At 66.0% G+C, this 24917-nt stretch carries 23 protein-coding genes; 8 read left to right on the top strand and 15 right to left on the bottom strand.

Annotated elements, in window-relative coordinates:
• The 4 genes from BN1056_RS11555 to BN1056_RS11570 all read left to right on the top strand — a co-directional run.
• Window positions 1–968, top strand: a 968-nt coding sequence (locus tag BN1056_RS11555) for an alpha-L-arabinofuranosidase C-terminal domain-containing protein (RefSeq protein WP_280516468.1), incomplete at its 5' end; no start/stop codon positions are given.
• Between the two features lie 309 nt (window positions 969–1277).
• Complete coding sequence (locus BN1056_RS11560) at window positions 1278–1961, top strand: TetR/AcrR family transcriptional regulator (protein ID WP_210581388.1); 684 nt, start codon at window positions 1278–1280, stop codon at window positions 1959–1961.
• A gap of 112 nt (window positions 1962–2073) precedes the next feature.
• Window positions 2074–3501, top strand: coding sequence for an MFS transporter (locus BN1056_RS11565; RefSeq protein ID WP_210581390.1), 1428 nt, complete (start codon window positions 2074–2076; stop codon window positions 3499–3501).
• A 110-nt stretch (window positions 3502–3611) separates the two neighbouring features.
• Window positions 3612–4628: a nucleoside hydrolase gene (locus BN1056_RS11570; RefSeq protein ID WP_210581392.1), complete on the top strand. Its 1017-nt coding sequence runs from the start codon at window positions 3612–3614 to the stop codon at window positions 4626–4628.
• Here BN1056_RS11570 and BN1056_RS11575 read toward each other — a convergent pair.
• The 11 genes from BN1056_RS11575 to BN1056_RS11625 all read right to left on the bottom strand — a co-directional run bounded on the left by BN1056_RS11575 (window position 4610) and on the right by BN1056_RS11625 (window position 16307).
• Window positions 4610–5575, bottom strand: a complete 966-nt coding sequence (locus BN1056_RS11575) for a sugar-binding transcriptional regulator (protein ID WP_244671684.1) — start codon at window positions 5573–5575, stop codon at window positions 4610–4612. The genes BN1056_RS11570 and BN1056_RS11575 overlap by 19 nt on opposite strands.
• 136 nt (window positions 5576–5711) lie before the next feature.
• Window positions 5712–6665: a transketolase family protein gene (locus tag BN1056_RS11580; protein ID WP_073327686.1), complete on the bottom strand. Its 954-nt coding sequence runs from the start codon at window positions 6663–6665 to the stop codon at window positions 5712–5714.
• Window positions 6662–7540, bottom strand: coding sequence for a transketolase (locus BN1056_RS11585; RefSeq protein ID WP_210581394.1), 879 nt, complete (start codon window positions 7538–7540; stop codon window positions 6662–6664). Before BN1056_RS11585 ends, BN1056_RS11580 begins: the two co-directional genes overlap by 4 nt.
• A 47-nt stretch (window positions 7541–7587) precedes the next feature.
• The gene (locus BN1056_RS11590; RefSeq protein WP_210581396.1) at window positions 7588–8571 is read right to left on the bottom strand and encodes a sugar phosphate isomerase/epimerase family protein; all 984 of its coding nucleotides are present in this window, start codon (window positions 8569–8571) and stop codon (window positions 7588–7590) included.
• Window positions 8572–8651: 80 nt separating this feature from the next.
• Entirely contained in the window at window positions 8652–10121 is a 1470-nt protein-coding gene (locus BN1056_RS11595) for an FGGY-family carbohydrate kinase (protein WP_210581398.1), read from the bottom strand.
• Between the two features lie 164 nt (window positions 10122–10285).
• Entirely contained in the window at window positions 10286–11290 is a 1005-nt protein-coding gene (locus BN1056_RS11600) for a D-ribose ABC transporter substrate-binding protein (protein WP_210581400.1), read from the bottom strand.
• A gap of 44 nt (window positions 11291–11334) precedes the next feature.
• Window positions 11335–12456 carry an ABC transporter permease gene (locus BN1056_RS11605; protein WP_073327691.1) on the bottom strand — a complete coding sequence of 374 codons (1122 nt, stop codon included), beginning with the start codon at window positions 12454–12456 and terminating at the stop codon, window positions 11335–11337.
• A complete protein-coding gene (locus BN1056_RS11610; RefSeq protein ID WP_210581402.1) occupies window positions 12453–14048 on the bottom strand; it encodes a sugar ABC transporter ATP-binding protein in 1596 nt (531 codons plus the stop codon). The genes BN1056_RS11605 and BN1056_RS11610 overlap by 4 nt, the downstream gene beginning before the upstream one ends.
• A complete protein-coding gene (locus BN1056_RS11615) occupies window positions 14045–14698 on the bottom strand; it encodes a DUF2291 family protein (protein ID WP_210581404.1) in 654 nt (217 codons plus the stop codon). The genes BN1056_RS11610 and BN1056_RS11615 overlap by 4 nt, the downstream gene beginning before the upstream one ends.
• A gap of 225 nt (window positions 14699–14923) precedes the next feature.
• Window positions 14924–15841, bottom strand: coding sequence for a PfkB family carbohydrate kinase (locus BN1056_RS11620; protein ID WP_210581407.1), 918 nt, complete (start codon window positions 15839–15841; stop codon window positions 14924–14926).
• Between the two features lie 19 nt (window positions 15842–15860).
• On the bottom strand, window positions 15861–16307 hold the full coding sequence (locus BN1056_RS11625) for an RbsD/FucU family protein (protein WP_210581409.1): 447 nt from the start codon (window positions 16305–16307) through the stop codon (window positions 15861–15863).
• Between the two features lie 576 nt (window positions 16308–16883).
• Here BN1056_RS11625 and BN1056_RS11630 point away from each other — a divergent pair.
• The 4 genes from BN1056_RS11630 (at window position 16884) to BN1056_RS11645 (ending at window position 20400) form a co-directional block, all read left to right on the top strand.
• On the top strand, window positions 16884–17906 hold the full coding sequence (locus BN1056_RS11630) for a hypothetical protein (protein WP_210581411.1): 1023 nt from the start codon (window positions 16884–16886) through the stop codon (window positions 17904–17906).
• Between the two features lie 24 nt (window positions 17907–17930).
• On the top strand, window positions 17931–19352 hold the full coding sequence (locus BN1056_RS11635; RefSeq protein ID WP_210581413.1) for a hypothetical protein: 1422 nt from the start codon (window positions 17931–17933) through the stop codon (window positions 19350–19352).
• A 57-nt stretch (window positions 19353–19409) separates the two neighbouring features.
• Window positions 19410–19934, top strand: coding sequence for a DUF6301 family protein (locus BN1056_RS11640; RefSeq protein WP_210581415.1), 525 nt, complete (start codon window positions 19410–19412; stop codon window positions 19932–19934).
• Window positions 19935–20004: 70 nt separating this feature from the next.
• Window positions 20005–20400, top strand: a complete 396-nt coding sequence (locus BN1056_RS11645; RefSeq protein ID WP_210581417.1) for a DUF6301 family protein — start codon at window positions 20005–20007, stop codon at window positions 20398–20400.
• Between the two features lie 473 nt (window positions 20401–20873).
• On the opposite strand, the gene BN1056_RS11650 is transcribed toward BN1056_RS11645, so the two are convergent.
• The 4 genes from BN1056_RS11650 to BN1056_RS11665 form a co-directional block, all read right to left on the bottom strand.
• Entirely contained in the window at window positions 20874–21770 is an 897-nt protein-coding gene (locus tag BN1056_RS11650) for a carbohydrate ABC transporter permease (protein ID WP_210581419.1), read from the bottom strand.
• 1 nt (window position 21771) lies between these two features.
• Window positions 21772–22689, bottom strand: a complete 918-nt coding sequence (locus BN1056_RS11655; RefSeq protein ID WP_073327698.1) for a carbohydrate ABC transporter permease — start codon at window positions 22687–22689, stop codon at window positions 21772–21774.
• A gap of 74 nt (window positions 22690–22763) precedes the next feature.
• Window positions 22764–24038, bottom strand: a complete 1275-nt coding sequence (locus BN1056_RS11660) for an ABC transporter substrate-binding protein (protein ID WP_210581421.1) — start codon at window positions 24036–24038, stop codon at window positions 22764–22766.
• A gap of 152 nt (window positions 24039–24190) precedes the next feature.
• Window positions 24191–24917: substrate-binding domain-containing protein (locus BN1056_RS11665; RefSeq protein ID WP_210581423.1), on the bottom strand; the 727-nt coding region annotated here is incomplete at its 5' end.

Below are 24917 nucleotides of genomic sequence, written 5' to 3' on the forward strand. Positions count from 1 at the left end.
AGGCCCGCCGCTATGCCACCTTCGTGCGCAGCCACGGTGAGAACAAGATGGTGCGCATCGCCGGCGGGGCGAACGTCGATGACTACGCGTGGACCGACGCACTGATGCGCGACCTCGTCTGCGACACCTGCCCGCGCTCCGAACCCGGCCCCTACCAGGCAATCAGCCTGCACTCCTACACCTTCCGCGACTCCTTCGAGGCCAAGGGTCAGGCCCGCGGTTTCACCACCGAGGACTGGTACGCCACCTTCGCCAATGCTTGGTGGATGGAAGAACTGATCACCCGGCACTCCACGGTGATGGACCGCTACGACCCACACCGCAAGGTGGGGCTCGTCGTCGACGAGTGGGGCGCCTGGTGGGATGCGAAGCCCGGTACCAACCCCCACTTCCTGCAGCAGGACAACACCCTGCGGGACGCACTCATCGCCTCGCTGCACTTCGACGTCTTCCACCGCCACGCCGAGCGCGTCATCATGGCCAACCTGGCCCAGACGGTCAACGTGCTCCAGGCCCCGATCCTCACCGACCCGGCCACCGGCGCCATGGTGCTCACTCCCACCTATCACGTGCTGGCGATGAACGTGGGCCACCATGACGCCACTCGGCTCGACGTGCGTTGGGTGGATGATCTTCCCACCCATGCCGACGACGGCGCCCGTCCCTTCCCGCTGGTCTCCGTCTCCGCCTCCCGTAAGGGCGACACGGTGCTCATCTCCGCAACCAACCTCGACCCCACGGCGCCTCACACGATCCGTCTGGATCTGCGCGGCGCCCCGACGGCGGTGGACGGTGCGCGCGTGCTGACCGCGGACGCGCTCGACGCCTGCAACACGCCGGAGGCTCCCGACGCCGTATCGCCGGCCGCGTTCTCGGGCTGGTCGCTGGCGGAAGGCGTGCTGGAACTGGTTATCCCACGTGCCGCCTACGTGACGGTGTCCTTGGGACTGGAGCCGACGACGAACTGAACGTGCGGGGCCGCGACGGCGCAAGGCCGCTGCGGCTCGTAGAACACGCCACTTCGCACGGTCTGCGCCCGGGCAGTCCCTCGGCGGAACCCCATTCGGCAACAAACAGCCACCAACGCCGAGTCCGAAGGCGGCATGCACTGCGCCGGTCGCGTCGCCGGCATGTTCGTCCCAACTGGGCTGCGGCGTGTGGGCGTGTCCGCCTCGGCAGGGTCGCTATATTGCGAAATGGGGGTTCCCGCCAGCCGACTGCACCCTCGGAGGGCGGGCCCCTAACGTTGCCGATTCGACCAATCCCTGGAGGTCAACATGGCACGACTCGAGGACTCCGCGGCGCCGCTCAAGGACGCCATGGGTAATGCCCTGCTCGAGCTCATGCACGAAAAGCCCCTGAAGAAGATAAGCGCGAGTGAGATCGCCTCGCGTGCCGGCCTGGGGAGAGTGACCTATTTCCGGCACTTCTCCTCCAAGGAGGAGGTGCTGGCCTATAAGTATCGAACCGCTTGGAGGGACTTCGCCGCCCGTCACTGGTACGACGAGGCCGACGACCGCGCGAATGCCATAGCCCGGTTCCACTTCTGCCTGCAGGTGCGTACGCTCAACGACGCCGTCTATGGGGCGGAGCTTGGGAGCATCCTGCTGGGAATCATTGTGGAGTCGCTGGAGGGGCGGGCGCCGGATCCGGCGACGACCTCCGGTTCCGGTGCCGGGGCCACGGGCGCCGGAGATCGAGCCGGCTTCCTGCACCGCTTCAAGGCCTATGCCCTGTTCGGGCTCATTGACGCCTGGATCCGCCACGGTTACCGACAGGCCCCGGAGGAGATGGCCGCCATTTACGTCAGCTTCCTCAGCCCCGAGGTCGAGTCGCTGGGTTCGCGCGGCTCCGAGCGCCGAACCGGCGGCAGGGCGGCACGAATGCGCAGATTGCAGCGCATCCGGGAGGCGGCGGAGCTGCGCAACCCGCGGCGCTACGTCGTAGACGACGACTCCTGAGACGGCGAATCTTGACAGATGAATCCATTCAGCGTTAAATGAACCAACCGGTCGGAACCTCGCGAAGTACCCGCGTGCGTTCAGCGCCCGGACATCGATGCAAAGGAGCCACATGTCCAACACCGCCGATCCCCGTCTGGAGGAGCCCACCCGTCCGGGCACCTCCGCCAAGTATCTGGGTGGACGCCCGTACTACCAGTACCTGATCTCCTTCGTCATTGCGGGCGTCTTCCTGTACGCCTGCTACTCGGCGCTGGCGGCGATCCTGCTGCCCAACACCGTGCAGACGATCGAGTTCCAGCACTACTTCTCCGGCACCACCGTCACCACCCTGGACCAGCTCACCGAGCTCACCAACCTGGCCAATGACGTCAACGCCGGCACGGTCACCGCGACGTCCGAGCAGGCGCACCTGCTGGACCTGCTGAAGCAGTACGAGGCCGCTCGGGCCTCCTCGATCTCCAACATGATGATCGTCGGCTCGTTCTTCACGCTGTTCGCCCAGCCGATCGTCGGTGTCCTCTCCGACCGCTGGCGCTCCCGCTGGGGCCGGCGCGCCTTCTGGATCGTGGCCGGCGCCGTCGCCGGGGCCGCCTTCATGATCGGCCTGCGCTACTCCACCACGATTCTCATGCTCACCGTCTTCTGGACCACCGCGCAGGTGTCGCTGAACTTCATGCAGGGGCCGCTGTCGACGACGGTGGCGGACCGGGTTCCCGCCGAGAAGACCGGCACGGTCTCCGGCCTGTCCGGCATCGGGATGATGGCCGGCTTCACCGGCGGCTCCGTGGTGGCCGGCATTCTCATGAACTCCATGGGGCTGGATGCGTACTTCGTATTCGCCGTTGCCGTCGTCGTCGGCGCCCTGATCTTCGTCACCTTTGCCAAGGACCGCTCCTCCAAGGACCTGGAACTGCGCGAATTCGACTGGATCGCTTTCTTCAAGGGCTTCCTGATCCCGCTGCGCGACCACGACTTCCGCTGGGTGTGGATCGCCCGCTTCATGATGTTCTTCGGCTACACGGCCGTGACCAACTACAACCTGTACATCATTCAGTCCCACCTGCGGCCCGCTCACACCGCGGCCGAGGCGAACACGATCGTCGCCACCCTGTCGGCGGCGGCTCTGCCGGTGCAGCTGCTCATGCTGGCCTTCGCCGGCAAGCTCTCGGACAAGGTCAAGCGGCGCAAGCCCTTCGTCATCGGCGCCTCCTTGGTGATTGCCCTGGACATGCTGGTTCCGCTGGTGGTTCCGACGCTCCCGTTGTACTTCTTCTTCTACATCCTGCTGGCGGCCGCCTACGGCATGTACATGGCGGTGGACGTGGCCCTGTTCATCGACGTCCTGCCCGACCCGAACGCCGCCGGCCGTGACCTGGGCGTGGCCAATGTGGCCTCCAACATCGGCCAGATGCTGGCGCCCTTCGTCGCCGGCAAGCTGGTCGCCCACACCGGTGGCTACTCGGCGATCTTCATTACCGCTGTAATCGCCGTCGCCATTAGCGCCGCGGCCATCATCCCGGTCCGGAAGGTGAAGTAGCGTCTGAAGCGCTTGGTGGCGGCATCGGTCCCAGCCGGTCCGGTGCCGCCACCATCCCAACCGGTAACTCAATGCCGCTTGACTCAGAATCGCTTGCAAAGGAGCAAGACATGAACACCACCCCCAAGACCTGGGCCTATGGCTCATTCCCCTGGCTTTCCGAGTCCGACCGGCTCCCCGGCGTGGCTCCCCGCACCCGCGTCATCATCGATAACGACTTCGCCGGCGATCCCGACGATCTCTTCGCGCTGGCCCACCACCTGCTGGTCGAGGGCACCGAGGTACGCGGCGTCGTCATCTCCCGACTGCGCGAGGACGACCCGTGGAATCGCACCGACTCCTCCGTGCGCGCAGGCCACGAGCGCGTCGAGACGCTGCTGGCGACCATGGGGGTGACCGGCGTCGACCTGTACGACGGCGACGACCGCGGCTTCGACGCCTACGCCGACCAGACCGCCGCCTCCCGCTTCATCATTGATGAGGCGCTGCGCGACGACGACCGTCCGCTGTTCCTCGTGGCCGGCGGCTCGCTGGGCGACGTCGCCCGGGCCTTCAAGGCGGAGCCGGCCATTGCCAAGCGCCTGACGCTCGTCTGGATCGGCGGCGGGGAACACGCCGGACTGGCGTACGTGCCCGAGGGCGGCACGGACATGGAATACAACCTGGCACTCGATCCCGCGAGCGCCCGCTACGTCTTCAATGAGACCGAGGCGCGCATCTGGCAGATTCCGCGCGACGTCTACCGTTCCGCCACCGTCTCCATGCCGACCATCCGCCGCGGCTGCGCCCGCGCGGGAACGGTTGGCGCCTACCTGCTCGGTGAGTTGAACCAGGTGCGCGAGATGGTTTCGGGCATGACGCACCCCGGCGCCACCTACGTGCTCGGAGACCAGCCGCTGGTACTGCTGTCCTCGCTGCAGACCACCTTCGAGCCCGACGCCGCCTCCTCCTACTACGACGTCATCCCCACGCCCCGCATTGCGCAGGACGGCACCTACCGCTACCCGCAAGACGTCCGGCCGATGCGCCGCTACCAGCGCATCGACAACCGACTCCTTTTCGACGACATGTTCGACTCCCTGGCCGTCCTGGCCGAGTGGCAGGCGGTTCAGGCTGCGGATGACTGATCGTCCAGCAGTGCGCGTGCCGTTGCGGCGTCGGTGATCAGCACGTTCACCCAGCCGCCGCGTAGGGCGGCGTGGATGGCGGAGTGTTTGCGCTTCCCGCCGGCCGCCGCCACCCGGCGCGGGATGGCGCGTAGCTGATCGGCGTCGGCTCCCACTAGGCGGCGGTCAAAGTCGGAGTCCACGTGGGCGCCGTCGGCGTCGAAGTAGCGCAGACACACGTCTCCAACGGCGCCTGCCGCGCGCAGTTCCTCATGGTCGGCGTCGGAGAAGATGTTGCCGGACTGGCGCAGCAGCGCGGAGGGCTCGAGGCTACCGATGCCCACCAGCGCAATGGTGACCCGCGGCAGTAGTTCGAGAATGTGAATGACGGAGGGATCGTTGCGCAGTTCGGCGGCCGCGGCCGGCGTACCCAGCACGGCCGGCGAGGGGAAGAACTCGGGCGCGGCACCGGTGGCCCGGGCGAGCAGGTCGATCATGCGGGTGGCCTTTACCTGCACGGTGGGGTTACCGATTCCGCCGAATAGCTGTACGACGGCGGAGGCAACCTGGGTTCGGAAGGGCTGCAGCCTCTCTATCGCCGCCAGCCAGGTGGCGCTCCAGGACGACAATCCGATGACATCGCCGCCGGTGAGCGTGGTCTCCAGGTAGGTGGCTGCGGCTGCCGCGAGCGCGTTCGCGATCGTGGTCTCGTCCTCGCCGGCGTCCACCACCACGCACTCGTCCAGCCCGTAGCGGGCCTCGATCTCCTCCTCCAAGGTGGTGAAGGTGCCGGCGGGCAAAGTGACAACGGTGCGCACAATGCCCTCGTCGGCGGCACGTTTCAGCAGCCGGGAGACGCGCGGCTGGGAGACGTGCAGCTCGGCCGCGATTTCTGATTGCTTGATGCCGCGCTCGTGATACATGCGTGCTATGCGGGCCATCAGCCGCAGTTGGGCATCATCGTTCACCGGAGTGGTTCCTTTCCCCGCAGCAGGGCTTAGAGCCTAAACTTATCGCGATTAGGGGCATTTCGGGGAAAGGGATGCGGCCGGGACCAGGTTTTTCGCCTGGTCTCGGCCGCGTTCAGGTCACGCCGGGTATCCGCTAGGCGAGCAGCTCCTTGGCGGCGGCCGTGATGCCGTCGGCGCTGATCCCCCAGTGGTCCATGAGCCAGCCCTCCGAGCCGGTGGGCGCGAAGGTGTCTGGGATGCCGATTCGCTTCACCGGCACGGGCTGGTTGGCGGTAACCAGTTCGGCGACCGCACCCCCGAGCCCACCGGCGGTGAGTCCCTCCTCGGCGGTAATGATCCGGCCAGTCTCACGAGCGGCGGACAGCACCGCGTCCTCATCGAGCGGCTTGACGCAGGCCATGGACAGCACGCGCGCACGGATCCCCTCCTGGGCAAGTGCGTCTGCAGCGGCGAGTGCCCGGTGCAGCACTGTGCCATTGGTGATGATGGTCAGGTCGTCACCATCGCGCAGCGTGGTTGCCCGTCCCGGGGTGAACACGTAGTCATCGGCGTGTACGGCCGGCACCTTCATCCGTGAGATGCGGATGTAGACGGGGCCGTCGTGCTCGGTCACCGCCCAGCGGACGGCGGCGGCGGTCTCGACCGGATCGGCGGGAACGATCACCGTCATGTTGGGGATGACCCGCATCCAGGCCACGTCCTCCGCACTGTGGTGGGTGCTGCCGAGTTGCCCATAGGCGAGGCCCGGGCTCTGGGCGGTGAGCACCATGTGCCGGTATGAGTAGGCGGCGTCGATCTTGACCTGCTCCATCGCCCGGGCGGACAGGAAGGAGCCGGCGCATGAGACGATCGGTAGCCGGCCGCCGCCCTCGAGTCCCGCGGCCACGCCCACCTGGTTCTGCTCGGCGATGCCCACGTTGATAATGCGCTCGGGGAAGCGTTTGGCGAACCCACCGAGCTTGGAGGAGCCCACGGAGTCGTTGACGACGGCGACGACGCGCTCGTCCGCTTCCCCCAGTTCCGTCAGGACGTCGGCGAAGGCGTCACGGCAGTCGTACAGGGCGTTCGCTTCGGCGATGGCGGTCATGCCAGTGCCTCCAGTTCTGCTAGTGCCTGCTCCACCTCGGCGTCGGTGGGCAGCTTGTGGTGCCAGGCGACGGCGTCGGACATGAAGGAGATCGGGTGTCCCTTGTGAGAGTGGGCGATGATGAAGGTGGGTTTGCCGGAGGCGGCTGGTACGGCGGCGAAGGCATCCAGCAGGGCGCCGATGTCGTGCGCGTCCACATCCACCACTTCCATTCCGAAGGCGCGGGCCTTGTCATCCAGCGGAGTCAGATCGTTGGTGTCTTCCGTGGTAGCGCCCTGCTGGAGGTGGTTGCGGTCGGCCACCACGCAGAGGTTGGCCAGTCCGCGCTGGGCGGCGAACATGAGTGCCTCCCAGTTGGAGCCCTCCTGCAGCTCGCCGTCACCGGTCAGGACGAATACACGGCGGGGAGAGCCGTCCAGCTGGGCGGCGATGGCCTGGCCGACGGCGATCGGCAGACCGTGCCCCAGCGGCCCGGTGTTGGCCTCCACGGCATCCACGTACAGCCGGTTGGGGTGGCCGTTGAGTCGGGACTCGGGCTGCACGAAGGTCTCCAATTCGGCCACATCCAGCAGGCCAGCTGCGGCGAGTGTGGTGTACAGGGCGCAGGCCGCGTGTCCCTTGGAAAGGATCAGGCGGTCGCGCTCGGGGTCGTGCAGGTTCTCCGGGGTCACATTCAGGACGTGGAGGTAGAGGGTTGCCAGTACGTCGGTGATGGAGAATTCACCGCCGAGGTGGCCCATGCGAGCATTCGCCACCAGTGTGAGGTCCTTGCGGCGGATGAGGCGCGCTCCCTCCTTGATGTGCGCGATCACCTCCTCTCGGCTCATGCCGGGCGTGGTGCGCCCGACTACGGGCAGTTCAACAGAAACTGTCATGGTTCTTTACTCCTAGAGCATTGGGCGTGATGGGGCGGCCCGGAGCCTCAGGCCATGCAGGTCAACAGCGCGTCCTGCACGACCCGCTGCGCGGCAAGCGGATCCTGGCGGGCCTGGGCGTCGGCGAGGGCGGCCTCGTCGAGGTTGTCCAGGGCGCGGTGCAGGGCCTTGAGGAAGCGGATGGAGGTGCGGGCGTTGTCCACCACGTCCTCCCGGAAGGGGAACTGGTCGAGCTGCCAGACCCCCTCCCAACCGTTCTTCTTCAGCGTGTAGAAGAACTCGAAGATCTCGGTGATGTGGACGGTGCCGACGACCATGTCGTCGTCCCAGCCGCGGTAGTTGTCGTTGACATCCATGCCCCACAGCAGGCCGTGGTCGATGAGCAGCTGGGCGGCCTCGGCCGGGGCCTCACCGCCGAACAGGGCGTGTCCGAAGTCGAGGAGCACGCCGACGTTGTCCACACCCATCTGCTGGATGCCGAGCACGGTCTTGGCCGCCGAAGACCAGAACATGTGCGTGCGGGGCTCGCGGGGCTTGTACTCGATGACGAACTTCAGGTCGGGATTGGCCTTGGCCAGATCGCGCATGCCCTCCACGGCCAGCCGGTTCAGTTCCCGGTAGTCCACCTGGAAGGGGTAGTCGAAGCCGTCCTGCCCGGGCCAGATCTTGACATAGCGGGCGCCGAGTTCGCGCACGGCGTCGGCGGCGCCCTGCATGATCGCCATGGCTGAGGCCCGCTTGTCCGGGTCCGGGTTGGTGAAGGCGCCCATTTGGTGCTCACGCAGGTAGATGTCCGGGGTGACGCCGATGGCCCTCAGGCCGGTGCGCTCCAGGGCCGCCTTGACGTCGTCGAGGCTCACGCCGGCCGTGAAGGGGTAGTTCAGGTCCACGTAGCTGATGTCGCCGACCTCGGCGGCCAGTTCGATCTGCTCGATGGTGGAGCGGGGGTCGCCGTAGCCGTCGGTGGCGTAACGGTCCACGTAGGTGGCGAAGTTCCACAGGCCTGCGCCGAAAACGGGGGTGTCAGACATTGTTTGTTCAACTCCAGTCGTTGTTGTGTCGGTGTATCGGTGTTGGTGATCTTGTCGGATGGTTGGTTGATGACCGCCGGTCAGGCGGACACGGCCCGGGAGCGAGCCAGCGCGTCGCGCCATTGTGAGCGTGCGGCCGCGCGGGCACCGTCCTCGATGGCCGGGCGGTAGCGACTGCCCTCCTGCTGCGCGACCGCCGGCAGCTCCCAACCCAGTCGGGTGAAGCCCATGAGGGCGGCACCCAGGGCGGAAACCTCCGCGTTGGCGGCCACGACCACGTCGCGGCCGAGCAGGTCCGCCTGGCACTGCATGAGCAGGCGGGAGGCGGTGGCGCCGCCGTCGGCGTGGAGAACCTGCAGGTCGGAGGTGTCCAGGGCGTACACGACGTCGGCGATCTGGTGGGCGACGGCCTCAAGGGCGGCGCGCGCGACGTGGCCACGGCTCGTGCCGGCGGTGAGCCCGGAGATGATGCCAACGGCCTGGCGGTCCCACCAAGGAGCCCCCAGTCCGGTAAAGGCGGGCACCAGACTGACGCCGCCGGAGTCGGGCACGGTGGCGGCCAGCTCATCCAACTCGCGGCCGGGCTTCACGCCCAGCAGGCGGGCGGTCCAGTCCATGGCGGTGCCGGAGGCGACGATATTGCCCTCGTGCCCGTACATGGGGGCGTCGGTGAGCCAGGCCAAGGTGGTGGATACCCCGGTGCGGACGGAGCGGTCCGTGCCGGAGGGAATCATCACCGATGAGCCCGTGCCATAGGTGGCCTTGCCCTCGGCGGTGTTGCGGCAGCCGTGGCCGAAAAGGGCGGCATGGGAGTCCCCGAGCACACCCACGATCGGCACGCCGTCGGGCAGGAAGTCCAGCCCGGCGGTGACGCCGAAATCGGCGTTGGAGGCGACGACGTCGGGCAGCGCGGCACGATCGATGCCGAACAGCTCGCACATGGCGGGCGACCAGTCGAGCGCGGCGAGGTCCAACAGAAGCGTCCGGGAGGCGTTGCCGGCCTCAATAACGTAAGCGGACTGACCGGTCAGGCGGCTTACCAGCCATGCATCCACGGTGCCGATGCGCACCGGCCCCGAACCGACCTGATCAAGCAGGTAGCGCATCTTGGGCGCCGAGAACATGGGATCCAGGCTCAGGCCGGTGGTGGAGGCGACGGCGAATTCACGCTCCGGGGAACGCAACCAGTCGCAGAACTCGGCGGTGCGAGAGTCCTGCCAACCGAGCATCGGGGCCAACGCCCGGCCGGTGACGCCATCCCAGGCGACCACGGACTCACGCTGGTTGGAGATGGTGATGCCGGCCGGCGTGCCCACGACCCCGGCCAGGGACTCCCGGATGGCGGCGCACTGGGCGGCCCATACGGCGTCCGCATCCTGCTCCACCCAGCCGGGGCGTGGGTAGGAGACGGCGACCGGAGCCGAGCCGGAGGACAGGATCGAGCCGTCTGGGGCGATGGCGAAGGCCTTGGCGTTGGTAGTGCCCTCGTCGAGGGCGAGGACGTAGGGACCTGCCGTTCCCCCGGGCGCATGTCGAGCCGCATCGCTCATGCAGCGCCTCCTTTCCTGCGTACCGAGCGCGACCAGCGCTTGGCATATTTATTCCTCGTTGAATCTAGATGTGAGCCTAGCAGGTGCCGCCGTGGTTGGGAAGCCCCGGGCCGAAGCCGATTCGGCCCGGGACCTCCCCTGACCGCGGCGCGAGCTACCGACACTCACTCCTCTTCAAGTTCGAAGAGCGTGTAGCGATCAGCGTTCGACCCGTCGATCAGGATGCAGTCCACGAGCTGCTTCTCCTTCTTCCCGGTCTCGCCGTTCTTAATGAAAGCGTCCGCCTGCTCCACGGCCATCTCGGAGATGTGCACAGCCGGCTGCATACCGGTGGCGAGCATCGTGCCCTCCTTGATCGCCTTGACAGCATCCGGAGAGCCGTCGAAGCCGATCACCAGGATGTCGTCGGTCTTACCGGCCTGCTGCACCGCGGCGACGGCGCCCACCGCCATGGTGTCGTTGCCGCAGATGATCGCCTGGACGTCGGCGTCGCGCTGGAGCAGCGTCTCGACCTTCTGATAACCGAGCTGCTGGTCCCAGTTGGCCGTCTCGGTACCGACCAGTTCCATGTCCGGATATTGGTCGAGCACGGAATGGAAGGCCGTGGACCTGACCTGGGCGTTGGTGTCCGTCTCCCGCCCGAAGAGCTCGTAGTAGCGACCCGCCCCCTGGAGGGTGTCCGCGAGCTTTTCCGCAACGAGCGCTGCACCCTGGGAGTTGTTGGCCACGATCTGTGCGGCGGCAAGGCCGGAGGTATTGATCTCCCGGTCGATCAAGAAGACCGGGATGCCCGCCTCAACGGCCTTGCGGACCGCCCCCTCGGTGGAGTCGGCGCCCGCGTTGTCCACGATGATCGCCGCGGCATTCCGGGAGATCGCGGAGTCGAACAGCTCGGACTGCTTGTTTACGTCGTCGTCGTGGGAGAAGGCGTCGGCGGTGTAGCCGAGCTTCCGAGCGGCGGCAACGGCCGCCTCGGCCTCCGTTTTGAAGAACGGATTATCGTGCGAAGGCGTGATGACCGCGAAGTAGTTGGAGTCACCGCCCGCGGAACAGGCGGCCAGGCCGGGCAGGAGAGGGATCGTGAGCGCTCCGAATGCGCCTGCGCGCAATACGGTGCGGCGAGGGATCGGGCTCATGGATGAGCTGATGGAGGTGATGGTAGATGTCATGATGGGTTCCGCTTCTTCTCTGCTTGTTTCACAGTTCGACGGGATCAGGCGGAGGCGTCGCCGGGACTGACCTCGGCCCGCTGAATGCGGGCGGCCTCCCGTTTGACTTCTTGTGCGGCCTGGGCGGCGGCACGAGAACGCTCGAGGCGCTGCTGCCCCTGGTCGAGCATCACGGCCAGGACGATGACCAGGCCCTTGAGGAAGGTCTGCCAGAACGAGGACACGCCCACGAGGACCAGGCCGTCGTTCAGGAAGCCGATGACGAAGGCGCCGATGAGGGCGCCCTTGACGTCCCCGCGCCCGCCCGCAAGCGAAGCCCCGCCTATGACGACGGCGGCGATCGCGTTCATCTCATAGGTCTCACCGGCAGCCGGTGCGGCAGCGGTGAGTTCGGAGGCGATGATGAGTCCGGCCAGGGCGGCCATGCAGCCGGAGACCATGTACACCCGCATCTTGACCCGCTTGACGGGCACACCGGAGAGCTCGGCGGCACGCTCATTGCCGCCCACGGCGTAGAGCCAGCGGCCGAAGGGGGCGCGGGCGACCACCAGGGCGACGACGATCGCGAAGATGATCATCAGCCAGACGCTGGTGGGCAATCCGAGCGGCCGGGACACCCCCAGGAAGGAGAATCCCGTGTTGCCGAAGGCCTCCTCGCCCGCCAGGTCCGGGTAGGTGGCTCCCTTGGAGATGAGCAGCGCCGCGCCGCGCGCCATATACATGGTGCCCAGGGTGGCGATGAAGGGGGCAACGTTGAATCTGGTGATCAGCAGCCCATTGATCGCACCGACGAAGGTGCCCACCACCAAGGCGACAATGACGACCACCAGCACCGACGGGTAGGCGTTGATGTCAAAGACCGACAGGTGCATGCCCTTGAGCATGACGCCGGCGATAACGCCGGACAGGCCGACGATCGATCCGATGGACAGGTCGATGCCGCCGGTGAGGATGACCAGCAGCATGCCCAGGCTGAGCAGCGCATTGTAGGCCACGTGCTTGGTCATGGTCACCAGGTTGGTGGCTGTCAGGAAGGAGTTGGACAGCGAGGCGAAGATGACGATCAGCACGAGCAGGGCGATAAAGGCGCGCTGCGCCATCAGAAACTCGCCGATGCTCCGATTGCCTATGCGCAGGCCGGACTTGTGGGTGGATGCGGGTGTCATGCTTGGTCCTCGTCCTTCGTGTCACTCGTCGCGGCGTTGTCTGCGCTCGCGGCTTCGTCGTCGGTAGCTGTGATCTGTTCGCCGGTCGCGGCCATGACCTGGTCGCGGGTGGTGGTGCGCGGGTCGAAGTCGGCCACGATGCGTCCGCGGGCCATGACGATCAGGCGGGTGGAGGCGCCCAGCGCCTCGGACAGTTCGGAGGTGGCGAAGAGGACGCCGACCTTGGTTCCCGCCACCTCGGCCATGGTGGAGAAGATGTCCGACTTGGCGCCGATGTCGATTCCGCGGGTGGGTTCGTCCATGAGCAGCATGCGGGGTGCAGTCATCAGTGCCTTGGCGATGACGACCTTCTGCTGGTTGCCCCCGGAAAGGGAGGTGATCCCGATACCTGGGGACTCGGTCTTAATGCGGACGGCCTCGATGCCGTGATTGATCTCCTTGGCCTCCTGCTTGCGCTTGACCTGCCCATTACGGGTGAGGATGCGCAACGCCGCCAGGCTCATGTTGCGGCCCACGCTCATGAGTTGGACGATGCCGTCGGCCTGCCGGTCCTCCGGGGACAGGACGAGTCCGGCGTCGATACGCTCGCCGATTGGAGCATGGGATATGTCCTTCCCATCGAGCAGGATCCGGCCGGATGCGGCGGTATGCCGTCCCGCGAGCGTCTCCAACAGTTCGGTGCGCCCGGCACCCATGAGCCCATATATGGCAACGATTTCCCCCTCACGCACCGTGAGCGAGAGGTTGTCAACCGCGATGCGCGACGGGTTCGCGGGATCCGCTACCACCAGGTCCTCTATCTCCAGGATCGGTTCGCCGGGGGTAGCGGTGATCGCCGTGAACAGGTCGGATTGATCCCGTCCCGCCATGGTCTTCACGATCCAGGGCAGGTCCACGTCCGCCATGGGCGCCGTGGCCACGTGCCGGCCATCGCGCAGGATGACCGCGGTGTCCGCGATCTCGAGGCACTCGTCCATGTGGTGAGAGATGTAGACGATGGCGACGCCGTCCGCGGTCAGTTCGCGAATGATGCGGAAGAGCACCTTCACTTCCGTGGCCGAGAGCGCCGATGTGGGTTCGTCCATGATGAGCACGCGCGCCCCCTCGACGAGGGTGCGGGCGATCTCGACGAGCTGCTGCTGCCCCAGCCGCAGGTCGCCCACGAGGGCGTTGGGGTCGATCGGCTCTTCCAGGCGCGCGAGCGCCGCGGCGGCCTGCTCCCGCTGCCGGGAGCGCGAGATGCCTGTAGGTGAGGCGATCTCACGGCCGAGGAAGATGTTGTCAACCACCGAAAGATTGGGACAGAGGTTGAGCTCCTGATGGACGATGGCGACTCCGTGCGCAACGGCATCGGTGGTGTCGGTGAAGGTGATGGGCTCACCGTCGAGCTCGATCGTGCCAGAGGTCGGCGGCTGCACTCCGGAGAGGATCTTCATCAGGGTGGACTTGCCGGCGCCATTCTCTCCGATGAGGGCCACTACCTCACCCCGGTGAATCTCGAAGTCGACGCCGCGCAAGGCGTGAGTCGCCCCGAAGGCCTTAGTGATGTCGCGGCCGGCGAGGACGACGGGGGCGTTCTCGCTTACGGTCATGACGCCACCTCAATAGAGACGGGGGTGATGACGACGTGCGCGGAATCGGAGTATGCGAAGGCGCCGACCACCGTGATCTTCTGGCCGATCATGGAGTTCAGATCGTTCTCGGTGAGCACTCCGGACTTGAGGGGATCATTGAGGGACAGCCCCACCTGGGCGTAGTCGATCTGGTTCTCAAACATGTCGAAGGTGACCTCCCCGGTAACGTCTCGCAGAGCCGTGCCCATGACGGCGGGACCCGTCTGGACGGAGACGGTGACCCCCGAGGGCACGCCGTCGACCGCTAGGTTGACCTGGCCGAAGCCGCCCTCCTCCACGGTGCCGGTGGTGGTCACAGCGAAGGTGTACGCGGCCTCACCGTCACGGTGGCCGAGCTCCTCGCTGGTGCCCTCTTCGTCCGCCTGGAGATCTTCGAGCAGCCCCACCAGGTCGGTGGCGTTGTCATTGATGTAGGTGATGGTGGAGTCGTAGTGCTCGTTGGCATATGCGACCGGATCCGTCGATCCGGCTGTGAGCACGGCTTCCGCCTCCTCCGGGGTCATGAAGGTGGTGCCGAAGAAGCAGATGGCGAGTATCACCACCGCTCCGACGACCTTGAAGATGACACCCCAGGGGCGCCCGCGTCGTGTCTTGTTAGTTCGTGCCACCGCTTGAGCCTCCTCGCTCTGTCGTGGCGGATTCGGGACGATCCGCCTGCGTTGACATATTCATTCGTCCATGAATGACAGATCTAGTGTCGCCCGCGGTCTCGTTTCTGTCAACTTCATAACGGCAGCCGACTCCTGGGAGGGGACACGAGCGCAAAAACAGCTCGGGGCTCGCCGACGTCCGGCGGGCCCCGAGCTTCTGTGGCGCACTCACGCCGCTGCGGTTCAGATCCTGATGGGTTCGATGGCACCGTAGGAGGCGGCCGCGCCTGCGGATAGCACCGCCGCTGAGCCCGCCCGCATGGCCTCCGATACCGCACGTTCGAAGTCAAGCCCGAGCGCCAGAGCAGCCGCCAACGCCCCGACGGAGGCATCCCCCGCGCCGGTGGTGTCAACCACCGGCCCCGCGGAAATCGCGTTAACGTGTGCACCCTGTGGGCTACCGGCAACCGCGGCGTCGTACCAGACGGCGCCGGCGCCCCCGAGCGTGATCAGCACGCGACGCGGACCCCGCTCGGTCAGCTGGGCGGCGGCGTCAAGCGCCTCCGCAGCGCCGCGCGGGGCGGGACGGCCGAGAACCAGACCGGCCTCGGTCTCATTGACCACGAGGATGTCCACCGCGGCGAGATCCTCCGCGGCGATGCCGTAGACCGGCGCGAGGTTGAGAATCGTCGTCGCCCCGGCCCTGCGAGCGGAGGCGATGGCGGCAGCATTGGCGACGGCCGGGATCTCACCCTGGAGGACGACGACGTCTCCTGCTTGCAGAGCTGCGGCGTCGACTTGCTCGGAGGCGACCCGGCCGTTTGCACCCGCGTCAATGAGAATCGTGTTCTCCCCGGTGGCGGACACGGTGATGAAGGCGGAGCCGGTGGTCCCCTCGTCTACCAGCAGGCCGCTCACATCGACACCGTGACCGGCGAGTTCCTCGCGCAGCGCTGGGCCGGCGGCGTCAGAGCCGACGCGTCCGACGAAGCGGACGCGGGCGCCAGCGTGAGCTGCTGCGGCGGCCTGGTTCGCGCCCTTGCCGCCGAGCCGATAGTTGAGCGAACGGCTGTAAAGGGTCTCCCCCGGTTCGGGGAAGCGGTCGACGGTGACCGTGACGTCCTGGTTTATGGATCCAATGACAACAACGCTTGCGGACATGCCTTCTCCTCACCCCTTCTCAGTCCTGCGGCCCAAAGCTCGGCAGCACGCCCTTGGTGAGCAGATAACAGCCGTAAGGCCGGGTCTCCTGAGTGTGAATCACGGCGGAGGCGGAGCGAGCGGCCGCGTAGAAGTCGAAGCGCTCCATTGCGGAACCGGAGATCTCGCGCCCCTCAAGCTCAGTAGCCACCGCGAGGACGTCGCGGGTCACCTCACGCAACTCGGTATCACCCTCACCGATCATGTAGCGCACCGGGGCGTCGACGAAGGTGTCGAGCGGGATGAGTTCGACCACCAGCCGCACAGCCTCGGGGCTGTTCAGCGAGGGCATGGGGATGACCGGCCGGCCGGTGGCGTAGGCGGGGTAGTTGGAGTCGACGACGGCGATGACGTCGCCATGCCCCATACGAGCCAGCACGCCCAACAGTTCGGGCGTCATGAGGGTATTGACTCCTTTGAGCATCATTCTCTCCTTTGAGGGTAGTGCCGACGCTGGCGTCACCTTAACGCTGCCTGGGTTCCAGTGCCCATGCGCACACACCTAGAGCCTCGAAGGCACCTGACGTGACGGGTCGGCGCACGTTATGGTTTCGTCATTATCCCTGTTAGTTCCTGAAAGGGCTGGTTGATGGCTGACGACGGTGTGCGGCGCGAGGCGGCGGGCAATGACGAGGACGCCCGAAGGATCCGCTCGGCATCTGCGGCGAGTGAGGTGACGCCACCGCCACCGCCACCAGACTCTTCGGCGGAGCCAGCGCGGGGGCGGCATGCGGCAGCGCCGGGCGAGGACGCGCCCAGCGGGCGTTCCGGGACCGCACAGCCAGGTCCGGCTCAGCGGGGTCGGCATGCCGCTGCTACACCACAGGCTGCCTATGGGGTGATGCCCGGTACGGGCAATGACTCGGGCACGTAGACGTCCGCGTCGGCACCTGCATCCGCGCCCGCGTCGGCGCCTGCATCAGCGCCACCCGCACTTGGGGGCGGGGGCGCGCCCGACCCTAAGGCGCAGGCTGCGTCTGCTGCTGGGGCCGGGGTGTTGTCGGTGCTGGATGTTCCGCCGGAGTGGTGGGAGCGGGCGCTGGATGGCTGGAAGGGCTGGTGGGCGCGCCATGCGGGTTTCGCGCGCGGCGTGGTGCGGGCGCAGCAAGTAGCGTCTGCGGCCGCGCTGGTGGTGGGCGCGGTGGCGCTGGCGGTGGTGCCGCGCCTGGCAATCGGGCTGGTTCCCGCGCTGTTCATGACCGGCTGCCTACTGGTCATGGGGCTCCTGGCGCGCACCCGCACCCTGGGGCTGCGGCCAGTGTTGCTGCTGATGAGCATCAGCGTGCCCTGGTCACTGCTGATCGCGTTTACCACCCAGGCGATTGGCGAGGCGATCGGGCTGTCTACACTTGATGACGGCGCCCGCATCGCATTGGCGGCCTTCATCGAGGAACCCGGAAAACTACTGCCCCTGCTCGCCCTGGCAGTACTGGCGCCGGGCCGGATACGGCGCCTGGCGGCGGTGGACTGGGCACTGCTGGGATTCGCCACCGGGGCGGGTTTCACGATCGCGGAGGACGGCGCCCGGCGTCTGGCCCCTCCCGGCATGCTCGCCCAGATACTGGGCGAGAACCGGCTCGAGTACTCACTCAACCCCTGGACGGCGGGCCGCTTCGTGCTGCCCGGGGGCGGCTGGGCCGAGTCCCTGCTGGACATCGACGGCGCCCCGGCCGGCGCGATGACCACCGGGCACCAGATTCCTACCATGGGGGTGGCCATGGGCGTCGCCCTCGGGCTGGCGCTGTGGCGCACCCGCCGCCCCTGGTTGCGTGCCGCAGCCTGGCTGCCGCCCGCGGCGATGCTCACCGTGGCAGTGGTGGATCATGCCTGCTACAACGCCACCGTCGGCTGGTCCGGATGGGCCGATCAGGACACCGCCATCCCCACCTGGATACGGCTTCTGTGGCAGGCCCTGGGCCGGGGCCACGCCCAGATCACCGTCTCCGTGGTCCTGTTCATCACCTGCATGCTGGTCGACGCCCACCGCCGCCACCGCGCCGGCGTGGTCGGCGACGTCGCCATCTAGGCCCCCAAGGCGCCCGCCCTGCCCATGACCGGCGCACCCGCCGGCCTGCGGGCCCCGGTGCAGGGCCTGGTGTGGCTGGCCGCCTATGCCTGGTCCGACCTGGTCATCGTCTGGACGGCCTACGGGGACCGGTCTCTGCCCCGCCGGTGGCGCATGGCCGAGGGCCGGGCCATGGGCGAGCAGGTACGCGGGGTGCGCCAGGACGCCATGACCGTCACCACCCCCGGCACCGAACCGGTCGCCCGCAACACCTTCCGCATCATCTCCCTCGCCGTCGGCGCCCTCATGCTGACGGCCTGCCTGTGGTACGGAACCCGGCTCGCCCAGGACATCGGCACCTGGCTCCATCAACCCGACTGGCCCTACTTCTTCGCCGGCCTCCTGCACCAACTAGCCCAGTGGTGGGACTCCCTGGGCCTGCCCGGCCAGATCCTGGTCACCGCCCTGGCCGTCCTCGTCTTGGCTTGGGGCGGCCTGTCCGTGACCGCGGCGCTCGGCGCCGTGGGCGTGGGCACCTGGGCCCTCGCCCACGGCCGGGGCATCGCCACCTTCCTCCAGGACCCTGCCACCGCAACCCGCTCCTACGCAACCAACGCCACCTGGGAACAGGTGCTACTGGACGGGGCCGACTTCGCCCTAACCTTCATACCCGGCTCCGCCCTCGGGCTCGGCACCTGCGCCGCCGCACGCACCACCGCCGAAAGCGTCGCACTCACCCGCGCCGCACGCCGGGAGATCACCGGCCTGACCGAGGTCAACAACCTCTTCGCCCAACGGGACGCCGCCAAGGCCGCCCGCCAGGCTGCCGAAAAACGCCTCAAAGACGCCATACCACCCGGCTACACCATGACAGACTTCAATTCCAAAAAACTCGGAAGAACCATCAAGAGGCTAGAGGGCGCCGGTTACAGCCGTAGGCAGGTGGAAGCGCTGCGTACTGCGGCGGAGCAGGCCGCTACTTCGCGTTCTGCGGAGCGGCGTATTGCAGAGTACATCGGTGAACGGGGCGGGGAGCAGGCGCTTGCGCGACGCGGGTACGAGATCCCCGAGTCCTTCCACACCACCGGGCCCAGCACACCCGGTCCCGGCAGTCACCGCCTGGACGGCATGGGAGTCAAACCCGACGGCAGCCAGATCGTCTTCCCCGAGTACAAGGGCGGCACCGCCAAGGTCTCCACCACCCAGGTCCCCACACGGTTCGAAGGTCCCGCAGCGCAGGCAACCCCGGCCTACGTGCGTGACCGCATGCTCACCGACCCCCGCGTGGCCCAGTACTTCCACGACAACCCCCACATGTGGCAGTCCGTCAAGGAAGGGCGCACCAGGCTCCTCATTGAGGTGTACTCAACCCCCGCACCCGGATACGCCCAGGCCAGCGGCAAAACATACTTCTCTCTGACTCCCCAGGTCATTCAGGCCATGGAGGAGACCATGGCCACCCTATAGAATCACACCAGTGCCCCAAACAAGCCAACACCCAAACCAGCCAGCGAGGACACCGCTATGACCGAGATGAAAATACTGCCCGTCGAACGCGCCATCGAATGGATCCGCGTCTGGGCCGAACTTGACTGGCCCATCACCTGGGAAACCGCCTACGCCACCCGCGACAAACTCGGCTGGACACCCGCACCCGACGACGGACGCTTCTTCACCACAGAACTATCCACCAACGGCGAGGAAGACGGAAACCTCAGCACACTAGACGGCCAGTGCAGCGGAGTGTCGATACCGCTCTGCTCCCGCAACCTATCAGCCGAGCCAAACACCCCTTGGACCTCATCCCTATGGACAGCATACGACGACACCGCCCGCGCACTCACAAAACTGTACGGCCCCGGCAAACAAGAAGGAGAGCGTACCGACGTCCTGGAGACCGTCTGGGTTCTTGACAATCAAGTCACCCTCAGCTTAGTAGCATCCGACAAATCCATGAGCGTTACGGTGGACTCGCCTGCGATCACCGCGATTAACCAGCAGGAGTTGTTTTACATCGAGAAGTACGGCGAGGACTATGTCGACGACTGACCCCGACGCCCCTCGCCCCCAGGGCGCTTGGCACGACAGCCCAACCATCTCTAAGTCACAACACCCCGGCGTGCGCATCCTGCCCGTCGAGCGCGCTGTCGCGTGGATCCGCGCCTGGGCCGAACTCAACTGGCCCATCACCTGGGAGACCGCCTACGCCACCCGCGACAAACTCGGCTGGACACCCGCACCCGACGACGGACGCTTCTTCACCACAGAACTATCCACCAACGGACAAGAAGACGGAAGCATCTCCCAATTCGAGGGGGAGGCGAGCGGAGTAAACATACCACTTAGCTCGGTAATTCCCGAGGGGCAAGAACACGATCGTACCACCCCAACCACTTGGGAAGCTTACAATGCGTATGTTGTAGCCGTCTCCCGGATATACGGGCAAGGCAAAAACGAACGGGACGTCACGGCACCATTCAAGTTGATTGGACGCTCCCTAATGGTGCAACGTTAAATATTGGAGCACTACCCGGGCTAGTTGAAGCCATAATCGAATCTCCAGCACTAACTGAAATCAACAAGCGCGAGTTCTACTACATTGAGAAGTACGGTGAGGACTATGTCGACGACTGAATCCGGAACCTCACCCGGCGACACCACCGCCAGCGTCGACCCGAACCACCACGCGGACGCGCCTTCGCGCGGCATGCCTCCCAATCGACCGCGCCATCGAATGAATCCGTGTCCGGACCGTCCAATCCGGCGCCACGCGCCAGCATTGTCACAAACGGTGACAAACGAGGCGGCTCCCCTACTCACCCGAAGACGCGAACCGCATGATTTCACCGTTTTGCGATTCGTGTATTGGTGCTCCAGGGGCTTTTGCCACCGTTTCTGACAATTCGGCCACCGGACGCCCCACCCCCAGCTCTCCCCGTCGACCCGACGGACCGACGCCGAGCCCCGTCGTCGATGTAGCCGGCGCGCTCAGCCCTTCACCGCCCCGGAGAAGGCTCCGGAGACGAAGTAGCGCTGGAACAGCAGGTAGACGATCAGCACCGGGATCGCCGTCATGATGATGAAGGCGTTCAGCGGCCCGTAGTCGGTGCCGTGCTGGGCGGAGAAGTTCTGCACAGCCAATGGGATGGTCGCCATCGATCCCGATTGCAGAATTGTGGAGGCCATGGCGTACTCGTTCCAGGTAGACACGAAGTCCAGGACGAACAACGCCGCCAGGGTCGGCTTGATCAACGGGCAGCAGATCTGCCAGAAGATGCGGAAGGTGGAGGCGCCGTCGAGCCGGGCGGACTCCTCGACCTCATCGGGTATGGCTCGGAAGGAGCCATAGAGCATGAAGACCTGGTACGGCACGCCGAAGGCGAGGTACGGCAGGATCAGGCCCACGTAGGTGTCCAGCAAGTCCGCCTTCAGCAACAGTTGGAACATGGGCCCGAGGGCAACCTGGATGGGCACCATCGAGCCGACAGCGAAGACGGCGACGACCCACTTGGCCCGCCGCATATGGATACGGGCCAATGCGTAGGCCGCGAGTGCAGCGAGCAGCAGACCCAACGGCACTTTGATGACCGAGACCAGCAAACTGTTACTGCCACTGATCCACAAGTCACCGGTGTCGACGGCGTCGGCATAGTTGCTCCAGAGCCACTGCGAGGGCAAACCGAGCGTAGATCCGCTCGCCAAGTCCGCTCTACTCTTGAAGGAGGTGAGCAGCATGACGGCGAAGGGCACCAGCCAGAACGCAGCCGTGACGAGTAGCGCAACCCACAGGCCGATGGTGACCCAGTCACGCGGTGGCCGGTTCGGTGCGGCGACTGCCTCGGCATCGGAGCCAACGGCTGTGCGGGCCACAGGAATAGCAGTCATCTCAGTCCTCCCCCTTCATCGACCAGGCCAGGTAAGGGACCACCAGGCACAGCGAGAGAATCAGCAGGACGGTGGCGACGGCGCCACCGGCCCCGAAGTTGTGGTTGGAAAAGGACTGCTGGTACGACCACAGGGCGAGTACCTGACTGGACTGCGCCGGCCCTCCCCCGGTCATGCCGACCACCAGGTCGTAGACCTTCAGCGAGTTGATAATGGTCAGAATGACAACGACGACGGTCGTCGGCCGCAGCGCGGGCCAGGTCACGTTGCGGAAGACCTGCCAACGGCCCGCCCCATCAACCTTGGCCGCGTCCACGAGCTCGGCCGGCACGGATTGCAGACCGGCGAGGAAGAGCACCATGTTGAAGCCGACCCCCTGCCATACCGAGGCGACAAAGATGGAGTACAGGGCGGTGCGTGGGTCACCCAACCACTCGTGGGCCAGTCCGCCCAGACCGACCGCCTCGAGTACCTGGTTGATAACGCCCATGGTGGGGTTGTAGATCCACCGCCAGATCGCTGCCACCGTGATGGATGCGAAAACGCTCGGGATGTAGAAGATCGAGCGGAAGGCATTGCGCCCCCATATGCGCTGGTTGAGGGCTAGGGCCATGAGGAGGGACAGCACCATGGGGATGGCTACCGATAGCACCACCCAGATCATTGAGTTCTTGAGGGCAGTCCAGAACACCGTGTCCTGCGTGAGCAGGTACCGATAGTTCTTGAGCCCGACGAATTCCTGGGCGGCGGTGGCGTAGCCGGACCAGGAGAAGAAAGACAGCCGTACCGAGTCAATCATCGGATACAGCAGAAATATGCCGTACAGCAGGGCCGCCGGGGCCAGGTAGGGCAGGGAACGCAGCACGCGGTGCTGTTTGATGGCCCGTACGGGCGCTGACGCCGTTTGAGCTGTTGCCATGAGAAGTTCTTTCGCTGAGCTTGTTGCGCGGATCGGACCTGAACTGGCCTGTCCGCTAGCGCGGTACCGGCCGATCAGGAGTTGGCGTCGATGAACTTCTGCATGGCCGGGCCGGCCTCCTCCGGGGCCATATCACCGATGAGGACGGCGTTCTGGATGCGCCAGTACTCGGTCGTCTCATCCAGGCTGAGGGCCTGGTCGAAGTTGTTATACATCTCCTCCGAGGACTCCAGGATCGGGGGCCACAGCGCGTCGAGTGGGTTGACCTCGGAGACTTCGACGTCCTTATTCACACTCACAGCCGCCCAGGCACCACCGCTGCCGCCCATCTGTTCAGCCGAGGTGACGAAGTCGAGGAAGGACGCGGCCAGGTCAGCCTTCTCAGTGTTGGCGTTGATGTAGAAGCCCTCGCCGAATCCATACAGGCGCCCGGTTCCGGTGGGGAACGGGAAGATACCGACCTCTTCGGGGTCCATTCCGTTGTCCACACACTGGGCGTCGAACCACGTGCCCTCCAGAGCCATGGCTGCCTGCCCGTTCCAGAACAGCAGGCTGGAGTCGTCATTGGAAATGGACATGTAGCCGGCGTTGAAGTAGTTATCAGCCCAGGTCTTGAGCTCGGTGAAGGCTTCGACTACACCTGTCTCAGTGTCCCAGCCCGTCTTGTCGGTCACCAGGGTTCTGGCGACGTCGGCGCCGCATTTGGTTTCGATCAGTGAATCGAGCAGACGCATGACGTGCCAGTTGACGGTGCCGCCGAACTCGATCGGCGTGATGCCTACGGTCTTGAGGGCGTCGCAGGCGGCGATGAGCTCGTCATAGGTGGTCGGCTCGGCGGCGATGCCGGCCTGTTCGAACAGGGTCTTGTTGTAGTACAGGCCCTGCGCCTGCAAGGTCCAGGGGATGCCGTGGTAGCCGCCGTACTGGGTGATGCCCGCCAAGGAAGCGGCGGTGAACCGGTCCTCCCAGCTGTACTGCTTGTAATAGTCGGTCAGGTCCAGACTCATACCCGCCTCGACAAGATCTCCTCCTAGTCCCGGCCCCTCCCAGTACCAGTAGATGTCCGGTCCAGCATTGGTGCCGGAGACCTGACGCATGGACTCTTTGAGTGAGTCGGTGGAGTGCGTCTCGTACTTTACGGTCACGCCGTTCGCCTCTTTGAAAGCGGCAACCAGGCGGTCGATGTCCTGCTTTTGGGAGTCCTCGAGTGCGCCGAGCCAGAGGGTAAGGGAGTCCGTGCCACCGCCCGATGCCCCTCCTCCCTGGCGTCCGCAGGCGGCGAGAGCGCTGGCAGTGACGAGGGCGGTACCGAGCCCGATGGCGTGACGGCGAGTGAGAGTTGTTTTCATGATGTCCCCTGTGGCGTTGAAGCCGTCGTGCGGCGGCAGTGCCGGACAACGGCAAGTCCCATGTTCATTCAACACTGAATGAACACTGTTAAGCATAACAGGCTGTGCTCTGCTGTCAAGGGCTGCCGTTGTACATTCGCACCGAGGTCGACTCAGCCCTGCGCGCCCAAGTATCCGGCCGTCGAAGCGCGCACCACCAACTCGGGCCGCGGCGCATCGTCGTCGTAACTGACGCCGGTTACATCGGCGACGGCCCGACGCAGCGCTACCTCACCAATCCGCTCGAAGTCGATACGTGCAGTTGTGAGCGGAGGATCCATGAATTGTGCGTCGGGCATGTCATCGAAGCCTGCAATCGCATAGTCGCGGGGCGCTATGAATCCCCGCTGGCGCAGTGCACTGATGAATCCCAGAGCAATGGTGTCGCTTCCCGCGAAGACGGCGGAGAATGATCCCGCCTCCACTCGCCTAGCACATTCGGCTCCGGAGGCGGCGTTCCACTCACGACTCTCCAGCACCGGCAACCCCTCCAGGCCGGCGGCAGCCATCTCCGCCTCGTAGGCGCGCCGACGGGCGACTGCCTGTGCCCGGTCGGATGGCCCCGATATGTGCAGGATCCGGCGGTGCCCCAGCGCTATCAGGTGCCGCATGACCGCGCAGGAGGCCTCGTAGGAGTAGGGACCAACGGCGTCTACGGCCTTGTCAGGCAACTCCGCCAGAGTTACTAGTGGGACCGCGCCATCCACGTAATCAATGATCCGCTTGATGCTGTCATACGGGGAGCCCACGATCAGGGCGTCCACACGCATGGACAACAGCGTGTCCACCTCTGTCAGGAGTGCTGCCCAGGACTCTGCGCTTGTGGCGGGATCGCGTTCC

Source organism: Actinomyces succiniciruminis (genome assembly GCF_900002405.1).
Lineage (GTDB): Bacteria > Actinomycetota > Actinomycetes > Actinomycetales > Actinomycetaceae > Actinomyces > Actinomyces succiniciruminis.